The organism is Nocardioides sp. Z35_8 (assembly GCF_059621125.1).
The window spans coordinates 1,863,433-1,880,425 of sequence record NZ_JCAQIE010000001.1 but is presented as its reverse complement, the minus strand read 5'-3'; the positions used below and the strand labels follow the sequence as shown (position 1 = coordinate 1,880,425).

At 73.8% G+C, this 16,993-nt stretch carries 14 protein-coding genes and 1 riboswitch; of the genes, 4 read left to right on the top strand and 10 right to left on the bottom strand.

Translation table 11 applies throughout. The features are described from left to right. Positions 1 to 9: 9 nt before the first annotated feature. Together AC54T2_RS09065 and AC54T2_RS09060 are read right to left on the bottom strand one after the other, a co-directional pair. Positions 10 to 1,257, bottom strand: a complete 1,248-nt coding sequence (locus AC54T2_RS09065) for an MFS transporter (RefSeq protein ID WP_496666010.1) — start codon at positions 1,255 to 1,257, stop codon at positions 10 to 12. A gap of 68 nt (positions 1,258 to 1,325) precedes the next feature. After that, entirely contained in the window at positions 1,326 to 3,539 is a 2,214-nt protein-coding gene (locus tag AC54T2_RS09060; RefSeq protein WP_496666009.1) for an NADP-dependent isocitrate dehydrogenase, read from the bottom strand. 175 nt (positions 3,540 to 3,714) lie between these two features. Between AC54T2_RS09060 and AC54T2_RS09055 the strand changes: the two genes are divergently transcribed. Continuing rightward, on the top strand, positions 3,715 to 4,845 hold the full coding sequence (locus AC54T2_RS09055; RefSeq protein WP_496666008.1) for an aquaporin: 1,131 nt from the start codon (positions 3,715 to 3,717) through the stop codon (positions 4,843 to 4,845). 7 nt (positions 4,846 to 4,852) lie between these two features. Here the strand turns inward: AC54T2_RS09055 and AC54T2_RS09050 are convergent, their stop codons facing one another. Next, positions 4,853 to 5,557 carry a hypothetical protein gene (locus AC54T2_RS09050; RefSeq protein ID WP_186341328.1) on the bottom strand — a complete coding sequence of 235 codons (705 nt, stop codon included), beginning with the start codon at positions 5,555 to 5,557 and terminating at the stop codon, positions 4,853 to 4,855. Between the two features lie 106 nt (positions 5,558 to 5,663). On the opposite strand from AC54T2_RS09050, the gene AC54T2_RS09045 reads away from it, so the two are divergent. Then, positions 5,664 to 6,653, top strand: a complete 990-nt coding sequence (locus AC54T2_RS09045; RefSeq protein WP_241005335.1) for a malate dehydrogenase — start codon at positions 5,664 to 5,666, stop codon at positions 6,651 to 6,653. A gap of 116 nt (positions 6,654 to 6,769) precedes the next feature. Here AC54T2_RS09045 and AC54T2_RS09040 read toward each other — a convergent pair whose 3' ends face one another. From AC54T2_RS09040 to AC54T2_RS09010, 7 genes are all read right to left on the bottom strand, one after another. Continuing rightward, positions 6,770 to 7,144 (bottom strand): DUF3017 domain-containing protein, encoded by a 375-nt coding sequence (locus tag AC54T2_RS09040; RefSeq protein WP_186341326.1) that lies wholly within the window; start codon positions 7,142 to 7,144, stop codon positions 6,770 to 6,772. Between the two features lies 1 nt (position 7,145). Next, positions 7,146 to 7,994, bottom strand: a complete 849-nt coding sequence (locus AC54T2_RS09035) for a bifunctional methylenetetrahydrofolate dehydrogenase/methenyltetrahydrofolate cyclohydrolase (RefSeq protein WP_489975915.1) — start codon at positions 7,992 to 7,994, stop codon at positions 7,146 to 7,148. A 26-nt stretch (positions 7,995 to 8,020) separates the two neighbouring features. Beyond that, positions 8,021 to 9,265 carry an MFS transporter gene (locus AC54T2_RS09030; RefSeq protein WP_186341324.1) on the bottom strand — a complete coding sequence of 415 codons (1,245 nt, stop codon included), beginning with the start codon at positions 9,263 to 9,265 and terminating at the stop codon, positions 8,021 to 8,023. A gap of 108 nt (positions 9,266 to 9,373) precedes the next feature. Beyond that, positions 9,374 to 10,951, bottom strand: coding sequence for a bifunctional phosphoribosylaminoimidazolecarboxamide formyltransferase/IMP cyclohydrolase (purH, locus tag AC54T2_RS09025; RefSeq protein ID WP_186341323.1), 1,578 nt, complete (start codon positions 10,949 to 10,951; stop codon positions 9,374 to 9,376). Between the two features lie 25 nt (positions 10,952 to 10,976). After that, a riboswitch (ZMP/ZTP riboswitch) is annotated at positions 10,977 to 11,054 on the bottom strand. A 1-nt stretch (position 11,055) separates the two neighbouring features. Beyond that, positions 11,056 to 11,673 carry a phosphoribosylglycinamide formyltransferase gene (purN, locus tag AC54T2_RS09020; RefSeq protein WP_186341322.1) on the bottom strand — a complete coding sequence of 206 codons (618 nt, stop codon included), beginning with the start codon at positions 11,671 to 11,673 and terminating at the stop codon, positions 11,056 to 11,058. A 9-nt stretch (positions 11,674 to 11,682) separates the two neighbouring features. Next, positions 11,683 to 12,885, bottom strand: a complete 1,203-nt coding sequence (locus tag AC54T2_RS09015) for a YibE/F family protein (RefSeq protein ID WP_496666007.1) — start codon at positions 12,883 to 12,885, stop codon at positions 11,683 to 11,685. A gap of 2 nt (positions 12,886 to 12,887) precedes the next feature. After that, the gene (locus AC54T2_RS09010; RefSeq protein WP_496666006.1) at positions 12,888 to 14,168 is read right to left on the bottom strand and encodes a cell division protein PerM; all 1,281 of its coding nucleotides are present in this window, start codon (positions 14,166 to 14,168) and stop codon (positions 12,888 to 12,890) included. 115 nt (positions 14,169 to 14,283) lie between these two features. Here AC54T2_RS09010 and AC54T2_RS09005 point away from each other — a divergent pair, with 115 nt between their 5' ends. Continuing rightward, positions 14,284 to 16,182 carry a SigE family RNA polymerase sigma factor gene (locus tag AC54T2_RS09005; RefSeq protein WP_186341319.1) on the top strand — a complete coding sequence of 633 codons (1,899 nt, stop codon included), beginning with the start codon at positions 14,284 to 14,286 and terminating at the stop codon, positions 16,180 to 16,182. Between the two features lie 36 nt (positions 16,183 to 16,218). Further along, positions 16,219 to 16,956, top strand: a complete 738-nt coding sequence (locus AC54T2_RS09000; RefSeq protein ID WP_496666005.1) for a hypothetical protein — start codon at positions 16,219 to 16,221, stop codon at positions 16,954 to 16,956. The last annotated feature ends 37 nt before the right edge of the window (positions 16,957 to 16,993 follow it).

Sequence of the window (16,993 nt, the reverse complement as noted above, 5' to 3'; positions counted from 1 at the left end):
CCCCGGCGTTCAGGCGGGCACGGCGTCGCGCTGGCGCACGTGGAGCCTCGCGGAGAGCAGCAGGATGGCCACCCCGAGGATCGACAGGGCCAGGCCGACCAGGGCCGGGGCGCGCAGCCCCCATCCGCCGGCGATGACGAGGCCGCCGAGCCAGGCGCCCAGGGCGTTGGCGATGTTGAGCGAGGCGTGGTTCATCGCGGCACCCAGCGTCTGCGCGTCGCCCGCCACGTCCATCAGCCGCAGCTGCAGGTTGACCACCAGCACCGAGCCGAGGGTGGTGATGAGGAAGACCACCGGCAGGGCGGCCCACCCGTGGGGCGCCGCGAGCCAGAAGGCCAGCATCGTCGCGGCCATCCCGACGCCGCCGATGATCAGCGAGCGGAAGATCGACCAGTCGGCCATGATCCCGGCCAGCGAGGTGCCCGCGACCATGCCGAGGCCGAAGAAGAGCAGGAACACCGCCACCGACCGCTCCCCCAGGCCACCGACGTCGGTGACGACCGGGGCGATGTAGGAGTAGACCGCGAACATGCCGCCGAAGCCGACGGCGCCCGCCAGCAGCGTCAGCCACACCTGGGGCACCTTGAACGCCGCGAGCTCGCGCAGCCCGCTGGCCTCCGCGTCGCCGGGGACGGACGGGACGAACCAGGCGACGAGGGCGAGGGTCACCACGGCCAGGCCGCCGGCGGCCCAGAAGGCCGCGCGCCACCCGAGCTCCTGCCCGAGCACCGTCGCCGCGGGCACGCCGATCACGTTGGCGAACGACAGCCCGAGCATGACCAGCGAGACCGCGCGCCCCTTGCGGGAGGGACGGGCCATGCTCGCGGCCACGAGGGAGGCGACGCCGAAGTAGGCGCCGTGGGGCAGCCCGGCGGCGAAGCGGGCGGCCATCAGCTGCTCGTAGGACGTCGCGAGCGCGCTCAGCCCGTTGCCGGCGGCGAACGCGACCATCAGGGCCACCAGGAGGGCCCGGCGCGGGAGTCGCGCGCCGAGGAAGGCCAGCACCGGCGCGCCGACGACGACCCCGACGGCGTACGCCGAGATGACGTGCCCGCCGGTCGGGATGGAGACGTCGACGCCGCGCGCGATCTGCGGCAGCAGGCCCATCGTCACGAACTCGGTGGTCCCGATGGCGAAGCCGCCCATCGCCAGGGCGAGCACGGCCAGGCCGAAGTGGCGCGCCGTCACCGAGGGGACGTCGAGGTGGCCGGACGTCGGATGGTCGGGAAGCTCGGTCGGGTCGGCGGTCGTCGTCATCACCTGGCGCAAGAGCAGGACCCCCGGGGTTTGTTCCCCGGGGGTCCTGCCTGTGACGTGCGTCGCGGTCAGTCCAGCGTGGCGATCGCGTCGTTGAAGGTCGCGGACGGACGCATCACCGCGGCGGCCTTCTCCGGGTCGGGGCGGAAGTAGCCGCCGATGTCGGCGGGCTTGCCCTGGACCGCGAGCAGCTCGTCGACGATCGTCTGCTCGGCCTCGCGCAGGGTGCCGGCGAGCGAGGCGAACGCCGCCGCGAGCTCGGCGTCCTCGGTCTGCTTCGCCAGCTCCTCGGCCCAGTAGAGGGCGAGGTAGAAGTGCGAGCCCCGGTTGTCGATCGTGCCGAGCTTGCGCCCGGGCGAGCGGTCCTCGTTGAGGAAGGTCTCGGTGGCCTTGTCGAGGGTGTCACCGAGGATGCGCGCCCGCGCGTTGTCGTCGTGGTCGGCGAGGTGCTCCAGCGAGGCCGCCAGGGCGAAGAACTCGCCGAGGCTGTCCCAGCGGAGGTAGTCCTCCTTGACCAGCTGCTGCACGTGCTTGGGCGCCGAGCCGCCGGCGCCGGTCTCGAAGAGGCCGCCGCCGTTCATCAGCGGCACGATCGAGAGCATCTTGGCGCTGGTGCCGAGCTCGAGGATCGGGAACAGGTCGGTGTTGTAGTCGCGCAGCACGTTGCCGGTCACCGAGATGGTGTCCTCGCCACGGCGGATCCGCTCCAGCGAGTACGCCGTCGCCTCCGCCGGCGCCATGATCTCCAGCGACAGGCCCTCGGTGTCGTGGTCCTCCAGGTACTTCTTCACCAGGGCGATGAGGTTGGCGTCGTGGGCGCGGGTCTCGTCGAGCCAGAACACCGCCGGGGTGTCGCTGGCGCGGGCGCGGGTGACGGCGAGCTTGACCCAGTCGCGGATCGGGGCGTCCTTGGTCTGGCAGGCGCGCCAGATGTCGCCGGCCTCGACGTCGTGCGACATCAGCACCTCGCCGGCGCCGTTGCGCACCTCGACGCGGCCGGCGGCGGGGATCTCGAACGTCTTGTCGTGCGAGCCGTACTCCTCGGCCGCCTTGGCCATCAGCCCGACGTTGGGCACCGAGCCCATGGTGGAGGGGTCGAGCGCGCCGTGGGTGCGGCAGTCGTCGATCGCGGCCTGGTAGACGCCGGCGTAGGAGGAGTCGGGGATCACCGCGAGGGTGTCCTGCTGCTCGCCGTCGGCGTTCCACATCTGGCCCGAGGTGCGGATCATCGCCGGCATCGAGGCGTCGATGATGACGTCGGAGGGCACGTGCAGGTTGGTGATGCCGCGGTCGGAGTCGACCATCGCGAGCGCCGGGCCCTCGGCCAGGCCCTTCTCGAACGCCGCCTTGATCTCGGCGCCGTTGTCGAGGGAGTCGAGGCCGGCCAGGATGGCGCCGAGGCCCTCGTTGGCCGACAGGCCGGCGGCGGCCAGGTCCTCGCCGTACCGGGCGAAGACGTCGGCGAAGTAGGCGCGCACCACGTGGCCGAAGATGATCGGGTCGGAGACCTTCATCATCGTGGCCTTGAGGTGGGCGGAGAAGAGCACGCCGTCGGCCTTGGCCCGCGCGACCTGCTCCTCGAGGAACTCGTCGAGGCGGGCGGCGCTCAGGAAGGTCGCGTCGACGACCTCGCCCTCGAGGACCTCGAGGTCGGCCTTGAGCACCGTCTCCTGGCCATCGGTGCCGACGTGGACGATGGACAGCGTGTCGTCGGCCGGCATCACCACGGACTGCTCGTTGGTGCGGAAGTCGTCGTGGCCCATGGTGGCGACCGCGGTCTTGGACTCGCTGCTCCACGCGCCCATCGAGTGGGGGTGCGTGCGTGCGTAGTTCTTCACCGACGCCGGCGCCCGGCGGTCGGAGTTGCCCTCGCGCAGCACCGGGTTGACCGCAGAGCCCTTGACCTTGTCGTAGCGGGCGCGGATCTCGCGCTCCTCGTCGGTCTGCGGGTTCTCGGGGTAGTCGGGCAGGTCGTAGCCCTGCGACTGCAGCTCGGCGATGGTCGCCTTGAGCTGCGGGACGGAGGCCGAGATGTTGGGCAGCTTGATGATGTTGGCCTCGGGCCGGGTGGCCAGCTCGCCGAGCTCGGCGAGGTCGTCGGCGAGGCGCTGCTCGTCGCTCAGCCGGTCGGGGAACTGGGCGATCACGCGGCCCGCCAGCGAGATGTCACGGGTCTCGACGTCCACACCGGCGGTCTTCGCGTAGGCGGCGATGATCGGGAGGAACGAGTACGTCGCCAGGAGCGGCGCCTCGTCGGTCTGGGTGTAGATGATCTTGGCCATGGGTACGACAGCTCCTGTAGATCGTGATCTGATCCGGGCATAACTCTTGACGTCAAGATACCTGACGTCAGACCCGCCTGACGACTTGCCTACCCTCGCACCCCCGTCCCGACGCCGCTAGGCTCGACGTTGGCCTACGAGGGGTACGGCCACCCTGACCTTGGAGGACGAGCGAATGAGCGACACCGTCGAAGCCACACCCACCACCGGACAGAAGTTCACCGCGGAGGCGATGGGCACGTTCGTGCTCGTCTTCTTCGGCTGCGGTGCGGCCGTCTACACCGGAGGCGACATCGTCGCCACCGGGCTGACCTTCGGTCTCACCGTCGTGGTGATGGCCTACGCCGTCGGGCGCATCTCCGGCGGACACTTCAACCCCGCCGTGACGCTCGGCGCGGTCCTCGGCGGTCGCCTGCCGTGGAACCAGGTCGGCATCTACATGGCCGCCCAGCTCCTCGGCGGCCTCCTGGCCGGCGCGGTGCTCTTCGCGCTGGGCCACGGCTTCGACGGCTTCGTCGCCGAGGGCAACATGGGGCAGAACTTCTTCGGCGACCAGGGCTCGGGCTTCGCCTGGTGGGCCGCCCTGCTGCTCGAGGTGCTGCTGACCGCGGTCTTCCTGTGGGTCATCCTGGGCGTCACCGACGAGCGCAACGAGGTCAACGTCGCGCTCGGCCCGCTCGCGATCGGCCTCGCGCTGTCGATGATCCACTTCGTCGCGATCCCGCTGACCGGCACGTCGGTCAACCCCGCCCGCTCCATCGGCGTCGGCGTCTTCGCCGGCATGGACGCGGTCGCGCAGCTCTGGCTGTTCGTCCTCGCGCCGCTGCTGGGCGCGGCGATCGCCGGCCTCACCTACCCGCTGCTCTTCGGCCAGGGCGCTGCCCCGGTCGCCGGCTCCGGCCTCAACTTCGGCGGCGGCCGCAAGGACCAGACCGTCCCGGGCAACTACGAGGCGCAGTGGAACCAGGGCCAGCAGGGCGGCTGGGGCCAGCCCGGCGCCGCCTGGGGCGCTCCCCCGCAGCAGCAGTGGGGCCAGCCCGACCCCTACCAGCAGCCGCAGCAGCAGCCCGACCCGGCCCACGGCGCACCCCAGGGCGCGCCGCAGCAGCCCGGCCAGTGGGGCGGCCAGCCCGCGCCGCAGCAGCCCGGCCAGCAGTCGCAGCCGGGCCAGTGGGGCCAGCCCGCCCCCCAGCAGCCCGGCCAGCAGCCGCCCGTCCAGCAGCAGCCCGGCCAGAGCGCTCCGGGCCACTGGGGCAACCCTGACGGCGACGACGACGGTCGCACCCAGGTGCGGCGCCCGGACTGACTCCGGGTCAGTCGGCCGGCTCGGCGGTCCAGCCGTCGTCGAGGTCCACGAGCCCCACGAGGCCGGCACCCTTCTCGTACACCGTGCGGGTCGTGGTGCCGGCCTCGTTGCGCAGCTGCACCAGCGCGGCCGACTGGTCCTCGATCGTGCTGCTCGCCCGCGGCAGGCCGGGCACGTCGTAGGCGAGCCACCCGTCGCCGAGCCGCGGGTCGGCCGGCATCGCGAGCCCGGCCTGAGCAGCGTCCTCGCCCGCCCGCCAGCTGCCGGTGCCCCCGTCAGCCCCGTCCGCGCCGACGAGCCAGACGTTGCCCGCCGTGTCCTGGGCGTAGAGGCGGGTCTCCACGCTCGTCGTGCGGCCGGTGCCGTCGTCGAGGTCGGTCGTGGTGCGCACGGCCGTGGCGTCGAGCCCGGCGACCGGGACGGTGGCCTCGAGCACCTCCACCTCGATCGTGCCGAGGTCGCGAGCGCCGTCACCCACGTCGTAGGTCCGCCGCGCCCCCGGCTCGAGGGCGAGCCACGGGTTGTCCACGGCGTCGACGAAGTCGGCGGGCTCGGGGCTCGGCGTCGGGACGACGAGGCCGTTGATGCCCGGGGAGTCGTAGGGCGCCGGCTGGCCGACACCGCCGCAGCCCGCGAGGCCGAGCGCCAGGCCGGCGGCGAGCAGCGCCGTCGCCGCCCGCCCCCGGCGTACGACCCGTGGCGCCCTCGTCATGGGCGCCAGCATGCCAGCCGCAGACCAGCCGACGACGCCGGGCCGGGCGCTGCTAGCGTCAGCGGGACAGACCTCACCGACCTCATCTCGCGAGGAGAAGACCACCGTGACCTCCGCTGAACCTCTCAAGGTCGCCGTCACCGGCGCCGCCGGCCAGATCGGCTACAGCCTGCTGTTCCGCCTCGCCAGCGGCGCGCTGGCCGCGGACCGCCCGATCGAGCTCCGACTGCTCGAGATCGAGCCCGCCCTCAAGGCGCTCGAGGGCGTCGTCATGGAGCTGGACGACTGCGCGTTCCCGCTGCTCTCCGGCGTCGAGATCGGCGCGGACGCCGAGAAGATCTTCGACGGCGTCAACCTCGCGCTGCTCGTCGGCGCGCGTCCCCGCGGCCCGGGCATGGAGCGCGGCGACCTGCTCTCCGCCAACGGCGCCATCTTCACCGCGCAGGGCAAGGCCCTCAACGCCGTGGCCGCCGACGACGTGCGCATCGGCGTGACGGGCAACCCGGCCAACACCAACGCGCTGATCGCGATGAGCAACGCCCCCGACATCCCGCGCGAGCGGTTCTCGGCGCTGACCCGCCTCGACCACAACCGGGCGATCAGCCAGCTCGCCGCCAAGACGGGCGCGAAGGTCACCGACATCGCGAAGATGACGATCTGGGGCAACCACTCCGCGACCCAGTACCCCGACCTGTTCCACGCCGAGGTCAACGGCCAAAACGCCGCCGAGCTGGTCGGCGACCAGGCCTGGCTGGAGAACGACTTCATCCCGACCGTCGCCAAGCGCGGCGCGGCGATCATCGACGCCCGTGGCTCGTCCTCGGCCGCCTCGGCCGCCTCGGCGACCATCGACGCGGCGCGCGACTGGCTCTTCGGCTCCGCGGCCGACGACTGGGTGTCGATGGCGGTCGTCTCGAGCGGCGAGTACGGCGTCCCCGAGGGCCTGATCTCCTCCTTCCCGGTCACCACCTCCGGCGGCGACTGGTCGATCGTGGAGGGCCTCGAGATCGACGACTTCTCCCGCGCGCGCATCGACGCCTCGACCGCCGAGCTCGACGACGAGCGCAAGGCCGTCACGGAGCTGGGCCTGATCTGACGAGCAGGCCCGTCCTGACCGCTGGCTCACGTCGAGTCGGCGCATCCTGACCGCACCTCGACCGCCGAGCCGGCGCCCGTGTCCCTTCTCGGGGCACGAGCGCCGGCTCGCGGCGTTCAGAAGCCGGGCTGGTCCGGGATCGAGCCGGCGAGGAAGATCAGCGACCCGCCCAGGACGACGAGGATGAGCGCGTCCAGCACCTTGTGGCGCACGGCCAGCATCCCGGCGTCGCGCCGGCGCAGCACCAGGCGTACGAGCGCCGCGGCGATCAGCGCGCCGCCCACCATCCGGATGCCGGTGCGCCACTCGTCGAGCACCACCACGACCATCGCCACCGCGACGACGCCCAGGACGAGCAGGTAGAACGCTCCCCCGATCGTCGAGGGGTAGCGGCGCGGCTCGTCGGGGTCCTCAGGCGGCGGCTCCGCCGAGACCGGCGGCACCGACTCGGGCGGCTCGACGGACGGCTCCGGGGCGTCGGGGTCGGGCATGTCAGGACCGGACGGACTTCTCGGCGATCTCGACGATGTTGCTCAGCAACATCGCCCGCGTCATCGGACCGACGCCCTTGGGGTTGGGCGAGACCCAGCCGGCGACGTCCCACACGTCGGGGGCCACGTCGCCGGTGACCTTGCCGTCGACCCGCGACACGCCGACGTCGAGCACGGCCGCGCCGGGCCGGACCATGTCGGCGGTGATGATGCCGGGGACTCCCGCGGCCGCGACGACGATGTCGGCCCGGCGCACGTGGGAGGCGAGGTCGCGGGTGCCGGTGTGGCAGAGGGTGACCGTGGCGTTCTCCGAACGCCGGGTCAGCAGCAGGCCGAGGGGGCGGCCGACGGTGATGCCGCGCCCGACGACGACGACGTCGGCGCCCGCGATCTCGACGCCGTGGCGGCGCAGCAGCTCGATGGCCCCGACCGGCGTGCACGGCAGCGGTCCGGCCTCGCCGAGCACGAGCCTGCCGAGGTTGACCGGGTGCAGCCCGTCGACGTCCTTGGCGGGGTCGACGCGCGACAGCAGCGCGAACTCATCGAGCCCGGTGGGCTGCTGGACGAGAAACCCGGTGCAGGCGTCGTCGGCGTTGAGCTCGTCGATGACGGCCTCCACCTCGGCCTGGGTGGCGCCCGCGGGAAGGTCGCGCCGGATCGAGGTGATGCCGATCTCCGCGCAGTCCTTGTGCTTGGCGCCGACGTACCAGTGCGAGCCGGGGTCGTCGCCGACCAGCACGGTGCCGAGCCCGGGGACCACCCCCTGCTCACGGAGTGCGGCGACTCGCTGCGCGAGCTCGGCCTTGATGGTCCGCAGCGTGGCCGCGCCGTCCAGGGTCTGTGCCGTCACGCGGGCCAGTCTAGGGATCGGCTCGCTCAGACCCCGACCGGCGCCCCGATCCGGACCAGGTGCCGCTCGGCCGCGCGGGCAGCGGGGTGGGCGACGACGGCGGCCGTCATGCCGATCACGGCGATGGCGACCCAGCCGACCGTGCCGACCGTGAGGGCGAGCCAGGTGTAGAGGGCCGGGAAGACGATCGGCTCGACCTGGTAGCCCAGGCCCCAGATCCCCTGGTAGTCGCCGAGACGCCGGTGGTCGGAGAGCTCGGCGGTGAAGCACCAGTCGGCGGCCGACTGCCACAGCTCCGCGCCGGTGATGGTGACGTGGCCGATCCAGATCAGCACGATCGAGACCCAGCCCACCGTCTCGTGGGTCCAGGCGATGAGCCCGCACGAGAGGACGAACGCGTAGCCCGACCACCGCGCCGCCCGCAGCGACCCGTCGACGGAGTCGGCGACGCGACTCGCGCGCACCTGCAACGCGACGGCGAGGACCGTGTTGGTGCCGAACAGCCAGGCCACCAGCGTCACCGGCGCGTCGGTGCGCTCGACCAACCACAGCGGCACCACGACGTTGAGCAGCACCTGGTTGGACGAGAGCACCCCGTTGCAGACGCTCAGCACGACGAAGCCCGGGTTGCGCCAGGCCGGCGGCGCCGCGACGGGCGTCCCGTCGTCCTGCACCTCCGGCACGGCGCGCGCCACCGCCGGCAGCACCGTCGCGATCAGCAGCGCGTTGAGCACCAGGAGGGCGCCGGTGACCAACGGGATCAGGCGCACGGCGTCGAGGCCGATGCCGAGCGCCACTCCGCTGGCGCCGGCGCCGAGGGTGTAGCCGACGTTGCGGGCGGCGCGCATGTAGGCCATCGCCCGCACGCGGACCGCACGCGGGAAGACCGCGATCCGGTAGACGTTGCGCGCGTTGCGCCCGGCGGTCTCGAAGATCGCGAGCACCGACAGCATCGCGACGAAGGTCGCCATGTCGCCGATGAACGGCCACGCGAGGTAGAGCGCCGCCTCCACGAGGCTCGCCACGGCCCACAGCGGCTTGGCGCCGACCCGGTCCGCGAGCCGGCCCATCGGCAGCTGCAGGACGAGGGTGACGCCCGCGGCGATCGACATGCCCAGCCCGACCTGCGCCCCGCTCAGCCCGACGACCTGGGTGAAGTAGACGGCGGTGCCGGCGAGGAACGTGCCGGTGGCGAACGCCGACAGCACGCACTGCCAGACCAGGTCGCGCTCGAGCTTCGTCGGCGGGAGGACCCGCTGCCACCACCGCACGTCGCACCCCCACTCGGCTATCTTGACGTCAAGATAACAGGGGTCGGCGGTGCGCGCGCGGCATTTTCCGCGCCGCGGCGCCCCCTCCACGCACCGCCCGGGGGCGCGTCAGTGGAAGAAGTGCCGGGCCCCGGTGAGGTACATCGTCACGCCCGCCGCCTCGCACGCCGCGACCACCTCGGCGTCGCGCACCGAGCCGCCGGGCTGGACGATCGCCCGCACCCCCGCGTCGATGAGGATCTGCGGGCCGTCGGCGAACGGGAAGAACGCGTCGGAGGCCGCGACCGCCGACGCGGCCCGCTCCCCCGCCCGCTCGACCGCGAGGCGGCAGGAGTCGACGCGGTTGACCTGGCCCATCCCGACGCCGACGGAGGCGCCGCCGGAGGCGAGCAGGATGGCGTTGGACTTCACCGCCCGGCAGGCGCGCCAGGCGAAGGCGAGGTCGGCCAGCACCTCGTCGGAGGCGGCCTCGCCGGTCGCCAGGGTCCAGCTCGCGGGGTCGTCGCCCTCCGCGGAGAGCACGTCGCGCTGCTGCAGCAGCAGCCCGCCGGAGATCGAGCGCAGGTCGCTGCCGCCGCGGGTGAGCGGCGGGCACTCCAGGATCCGGATGTTCTTCTTGGCCTGCAGCGCCTCGATGGCGCCGTCCTCGTAGCCGGGCGCCACGACGACCTCGGTGAAGATCTCGGCCACCTGCTGCGCCATCGCGACGGAGACCGGCACGTTGGTGGCGATCACGCCGCCGAAGGCGCTGACCGGGTCGCACTCGTGCGCCTTGCGGTGGGCGGTGGCGACGTCGTCGGCGACCGCGATGCCGCAGGGGTTGGCGTGCTTGATGATCGCCACGGCTGGCTCGTCGAAGTCGTAGGCCGCCCGGCGGGCCGCGTCGGCGTCGACGTAGTTGTTGTAGGACATCTCCTTGCCGTGGTGCTGGGTGGCCTGGGCCAGGCCCGGCCCGTCGGGCAGGAAGCCGGTGCCGTAGAGCGCGGCGGACTGGTGCGGGTTCTCGCCGTAGCGGAGCGCCGCCTCCTTGGTCCACGTCGCGCCCAGCCACGCCGGGAAGCCCGAGCCGTCGCTCGTGTCGGTGAGCACGTTGCCCATCCACGACGCCACGTGGACGTCGTAGGTCGCGGTGTGGACGAAGGCCTCCGCCGCGAGGCGACGCCGCTCGGCCAGCGTGAAGCCGCCGGCCGCGACGGCGGCGAGCACGGCGTCGTACGCCGCGGGTGAGGTGACGATGGCGACGCTGGGGTGGTTCTTCGCGGCGGCGCGCACCATCGAGGGCCCGCCGATGTCGATCTGCTCCACGCACTCGTCGGGTCCGGCCCCCGAGGCGACGGTCTCGGTGAACGGGTAGAGGTTGCTCACGACGAGGTCGAACGGCTCGACGCCGAGCTCCTCGAGCTGCGCGACGTGGGAGTCGAGGCGGCGGTCGGCCAGGATGCCGGCGTGCACCCGCGGGTGCAGGGTCTTGACGCGGCCGTCGAGGCACTCGGGGAAGCCGGTGAGGTCCTCCACGCGGGTGACCGGCAGGCCGAGGGAGTCGATGAGCGCGGCGGAGCCGCCGGTGGAGACGAGCTCGACGCCGGCGCCGTGCAGGCCGCGCACCAGCTCGTCGAGGCCGGTCTTGTCGTAGACGGAGACGAGGGCGCGGCGGATCGGGACGCGGTGCTCGGCGGTGGGGGACACGGGACTCCTCGGGTGGGCAACGAGTCGGGGGCACCCAGGCGTTCGATGCTCCCCGGCGTCACTCCCTGGTGGTGACCCACCTGCGCCAGTCGTGTGGCTGCAGACTACCGAGCGGGAGCGCCGATGCGAACCCGGCGACCCTCCACCGTGATGCCGTCGCGGGCGATGCGGCCCACCGCGTCGACGAGCATGGCGCGCTCGGCGGTCTTGATCCGCTCGTGCAGCGACGCGACGTCGTCGTCGTCGGCCACCTCGACGGGCACCTGCGCCACGATCGGCCCGGTGTCGACGCCGCCGTCGACCACGAACAGGGTCGCCCCGGTCACCTTGACGCCGTGCTCGAGGGCGTCGCGCGGGCCGTGCATCCCCGGGAACGCCGGGCACAGCGCCGGGTGCGTGTTGACGGTGAGGAACCGGTCGAGGAACTCGGTGGACAGCAGCTTCATGAACCCCGCGGACACCACCAGGTGGGGCTCGAAGCGCTCCACGACCGTCGCCAGCGACGCGTCCCATCCCTCGCGGGTCTCGAAGTCCGACAGCTTGCGCACGAACGTGGGGATGCCGGCGCGCTCGGCGCGGGCCAGGCCCTCGATGCCGTCGCGGTCGGCGCCGACCGCCACCACCCGGGCGCCGTACGCCGGATCGGCGCAGGCGTCGACCAGTGCCTGGAGGTTGGTGCCGGCCCCCGAGACGAGGACGACGAGGCGGGCGGGCTGCTGCACGGGGCGATCCTAGGCGCGGTGGGACCCGCCCGCGCCCACGCCCCGGTCGCGCACCAGCCGACCCGCGACGAGGGCCGCGATCGCCGTGGTCACCGGCACCGCGGCGATGATGCCCAGGCCGCCGACCAGGCCGCGCACGACCTCCTGCGCGACGACCTCCTGGCTGATCGCGACGCCGAACGGCATCGACAGCGCCGAGAACACCAGCATCAGCGGGAGCGTGGCGCCGACGTAGGCCAGGACCAGCGTGTTGACGGTGGAGGCGACGTGCGAGCGCCCGATGCGCATCGCCCGCGTGAAGAGCGAGCGGGTGGTCGCGTCGGGGTCGACGTCGGCCAGCTCCCAGACCGCCCAGGTCTGGGTGACGGTGACGTCGTCGAGCACGCCGAGCGCGCCGATCACCAGCCCGGCCAGCAGCAGGCCGCGCAGGTCGACCTGGGCGGCGATGCCGGAGATGTACTGGCTGCCCTCGTCGACCAGGCCGGTGAAGTGGCCGACCCGGGTGAAGACCCAGCCGACGCCGCCGATCACCACCAGCGACACCAGGGTGCCGATCATCGCCACGGTCGAGCGCACGTCGAAGCCATGGGAGAGGTAGAGCGTGACGAGCATGATCGCGGCGGCGGACGTCACCGCGACCAGCAGCGGGGAGGCGCCCTCCATGATCGCCGGCAGGGTGAACACCGCGATCAGGACGAGGGAGTACGCCAGGCTGGCGAGCGCACCGATGCCGCGCCAGCGCGACAGCGCGAGGACGCCGACGGCGAAGAGGATCGTCAGCACCAGCAGCGGCGGGCCGCGGTCGAAGTCCTGGAACGCGTACTGCTCGCCGGCGGGTGCCTGCTCGGTGAGCGACACGATGATCCGGTCGCCGGCGACCACCTCGGGCGCCTGGGGGCCGTAGGGCAGCAGCGCGTCCGCCGTGCCGGGCGCACCGGGCCCGCTGAGCAGCTCGACCTCCGCGAGCCGGCAGCCCGCCACCTCCTCGCCGTCGCGCGGCGGGCAGGGACCGACCTCGGTCACGGTCGCGGTGCCGCGCTCGACGTCGACGCCGGGCTGGTCGATCTGAAGGTCGCCGTCGGGCCACAGCACGACCAGCCCGACCAGCGTCGCGAGCACCAGCGGCCCCACGACGAGTCCGATCAGCACCGCGAGCCGACGCGGCAGCGGGCCCAGGGAAGGGCGCGCGCCGTGGCTGTGTCCAGCCCTCACGCTCAGTCCTCGGCGCCGGGGTGGGCCGGGTCGCCGGCCGGTGCGGGCACCTGGGGCACCGCCCGGGCCGCGCGCCAGGCCAGCCACGACAGCACGGCCGCACCGGCCAGCGCACCGATCCCGCACGCCGTGACCGAGTGCACCAGGACGTCGCGGGTGAACGGGCCGACGAACCGCATGCGGCCGGGCCCGGCCGCACCGCCGGACAGCGAGGCGAGCACGGCGAAGCCGACGCCGGCCGCGAGCCCGCCACCGCAGCCGGCGAGCGCGATCCGATCCCAGGTCAGCACCCGGCCGCGCAGCGTGCGGTGGGCCGACCAGGCCGCGACCAGCGCCGGCAGCGCCATCAGCGCGCCGACCCAGCCGGCGGGCGTGCCGACGGCGGGCAGCGCGGCGAGCAGCGGCACGACCGGCAGCGGCCCCAGGACCACCGCGCCGGGCGAGACCACGGTGGCCCCACCCATCGCGAAGCCGGGGCCGAGCAGCCACGAGCCGGTGAACAGGGCCGCGTTGGGCGCGAACGCGGCGTTGACGAGCGAGTAGAGCCCGGCCTCGGCCGGGCTCTGGTGCAGCCGCGAGGTCATCGTGGCGGCGTCGTCGAAGGAGAGGGCCAGCGCGACGAGGAACACGAGCGCGGAGAGGGCGAGCAGCCGGGCCAGCACGGCTCCGGCCACGGCGGCGCCCGCGCGGACCGAGAGCGGCACGAACGCCGCCCAGATCGCCGCGCGGCCCGAGCCGATCGCGATGGCGGGCGCCGCGACGAACGCGGTCAGGAGCAGGCTCCAGCCGAGCACCCGCGGTAGGGACGGGTCGGCGGTGGTGCCGGCGGCGAGGGTCGCGACCACGACGGCCACGACGGCGTAGGCGGAGAAGAACAGGGCGATCGCGGTGGGCACGGTGAGGTCGCGCTCGCCGTCGGAGATGCGGTCGGCGTCGGGGCCGTGGCCGGAGACGGCGTCGCCGACGCGGTGGCCCAGGCGCCACATCGACCAGGCGGCGATCGCCGTGACGCCGAGAGGGACGATCGTGATCCGCGCGCCCATGACCGTGACGCCGGAGCCGTGACCGGCCAGCCAGGCCAGGGCCCCGACCCGCATCCCGTCGCGCGGGGCGCCGTGGACGCCCGCGTCGCTGGCGAACCAGCCGATGACCCCGACCGCCAGCAGCACGACGAGCGGACCGAGGGCGGCGAGGGCGCCGCCGAACGTGGCGATGAGCACGAGCGGACGCGGCCGGGGAGCCTCGGTCCGGGGGTGCTCGGGTCGGGTCAGGAGCGACGTCATGGCCGCCCCATCATCACCCGCTCCCCGCGGCAGATCGCGCTGCCACGCCGCCCCCGGCCGGGACCGGTGGGACGGATGTGCGCCGTGTGCACGCCTCCCGTACCGTGGAGCGGTCATGAGGAGCCCCGAGACCTTCGACGCCTACTACGTCGAGACGCGCACCCGCCTCCTGCACGAGGCGTACGCACTGACCGGTGACGCGCCCGCGGCCCGCACCGCCGTCCGGGACGCCTTCGTCGTGACGTGGCACCACTGGCGCAAGGTCGAGCACCTCGACGACCGCGACGGCTACGTCCGCGCCCTCGCCCTCGGTCGCGCCCGCCGACGGCACAACGCCCGCCTCTGGCACCGTGACAAGTCGCTCGACCCCGAGGTGCGCAGCACCCTCGACGCGCTGAGCAAGCTCACCGCCCGCCAGCGTGAGCTGCTCGTGCTCAACGTGCTCTCCGCCCTCTCCCTGAGCGAGCTCGCCCGCACCGTGGGCCTGCCCCGCGCCGACGCCGAGCGCGAGCTCCAGACCGCGACCGCGCAGTTCGCGCTGCACCGCGACGCGCCGAGCACCGAGATCCCCCGCCTGCTCCACGCCCTCTCCGGCCCGCTCGAGGACATCCGCTGGCCGCGGGCCACCGTGATCCGGCGCTCCGGCGCGGCGCGCCGGCGCACGCACACGGTCATCGGCGCGGCGGTCGCCACGGCGGCGCTGGTCGCCTCGGGCTCCCTCGTCGCCGCCGGGTCGGGAGCAGAGCCGACCAGCCTCGGCGAGGACAAGTCGACGCCGGGGGTCACGGTGCACCCACCGGTCTCCGACGCCGACGGCGCCGACAACGTCGCCGCCGACGCCCTGCTCTCCCCCGCGCAGCTGTCCCGGTTCGGGGCCGGGCTGGACTGGACCGAGACCGCCACCACCGACGACGTCGACGGCGACGGCCTCGTCGCGCCCTGCCAGCGGGAGCGGTTCGCCGACCCCGACGGGGTGAGCGCGCTGACGCGCACGTGGAAGGGGACCGAGACCCGCGTCGTGAAGAAGAAGGTCGGCACGGGCAAGCGCGCACGCACCCGCAAGCGCGAGGTCACCTCCGTGCGGTCCACGGCCGTCGAGGTGGTCGAGACGTCGCGCACCGCCGAGGACGCCGAGCAGGCCTTCGAGACCGCCTCGCTGTGGTTCGCCGGCTGCATCGACCCGCGCACCCAGCTCGTCACCACCCGCACCGTCACGCGCGTCGGCGACGAGGCCCGCGCCTTCAGGCTGCGCTCGTGGGGCAAGAAGTCGGCCGACATCTCCGTCGGCGTCGCGCGCACCGGCCGCCTGGTGGTGGCCCTGGTGGTGCGCAGCCAGGGCAAGCCGGTCGGCGACAAGGCGGTGCTCACCGGGCTGTCCGCGGCGGTCAACGGCGTCTGCGGCGCCGAGGGGGCCGGCACCTGCGCCGGTCGGGCAAGGGCGCGCACGAGCGCGCCGCTCCCCATCGGTACGCCGCCCGGGCTGCTGTCGGTGGTCGACCTGCCCCCCGTGTCCGCCGTCCGTGGCCCCTGGGTCGGCACCGACGCCGAGAAGGCCCGCACCAACTACGCGGCCACCCGCTGCGACCGCACCAGCTTCACCGGCAAGGGCATCAGCAAGGCGCTGACCCGCACCTTCCTGTTCCCGGAGACGCCCAACGCCAGCCAGCTCGGCCTCACCCAGACCGTCGGGGCGATGAAGCCGGCCCGGGCGCGCACGTTCGTCGACACGGTGCGCGACCGGATCCGCGAGTGCGCTCGCGCCAACCTCGGCACGAGCGTGACGCAGCTGGCGTCGAGCTCCTCGAAGTCCTCCGACCTGAGCGTGTGGGCGCTGACGTTCGAGATCAACGACCGACAGTCGTTCCCGTTCCTGATGGCCATCGTGCGCGACGGCGGCGCCGTCTCGCAGCTCGGCTTCGCCCCCGACCGCAACATGACGATGTCGCGGGCCGACTTCGTCACCCTCGCGCGCCGCGTGATGCAGCGGCTCGGTCCGCTCGACTCCGCACGCTGACACAACCTTTCCGCGCGCCGCGGCGTCTCACCGCTCATGAGGCACCGCGCACGGCTCGTCACCGTCGCGCTCGCGTGCGCGCTCGCGCTGTCGGCGTGCCGGGGCGAGTCGCCCCCCGTCCCGTCGACCGGGGGCACACCCACGTCGGTGGCGACCGGGCCGGGGGCCGCGATCCCCGACGACTTCCCGCTCTCGGCGGGCATGGGCGGCCCGCGCGACGACGTGCCCACCTCTCGCACCGGGACCGGGCTGCGTGACCTCGACCTGTGCGGCACGTCGCCGCTGCGCGGGCTCGTCGTCCGCGACCGGATGGTGGCCGACAACAGCGGCGGCGAGTCGGCCGACACCCGCGACCTGGTCGTCCTCCCGGCGCCCGGCGACGCGAGCCGCCTGGCGGAGGACATCGCCGAGCTCGCGACGGGGTGCGAGCGGGCGGACGTGTCGGGCGACTCCGGCGACTCGGGGGACTCGGGGGACTCGGGCGGAGCGGGCGGAGCGGGAGACATGGAGACCCGCACCCAGGTGCTCGCCTCGCCCTTCGGCCCGCGCCCGGCCGCGACGCTGCTGCAGACCTACCGCGTCGACGGACGGGCCGGCGACGGCGCGACCGTCGTGCACGTCGTCCCCGCCGGGGCGGCGCTGCTGGTCACCTCGACGTACGGGCAGTGGACCGAGGACGACGTCGACCGCGCGGTCGCCCGGACGGTCGCGCCACTGCGCGAGACGGTCGCGGCGCTGACGACGTTCGCCGAGCGGTCGGCGGGCCGCGACTGATGCGCCCGGCAACACGGTGTCCACGAGAACGGGGAGA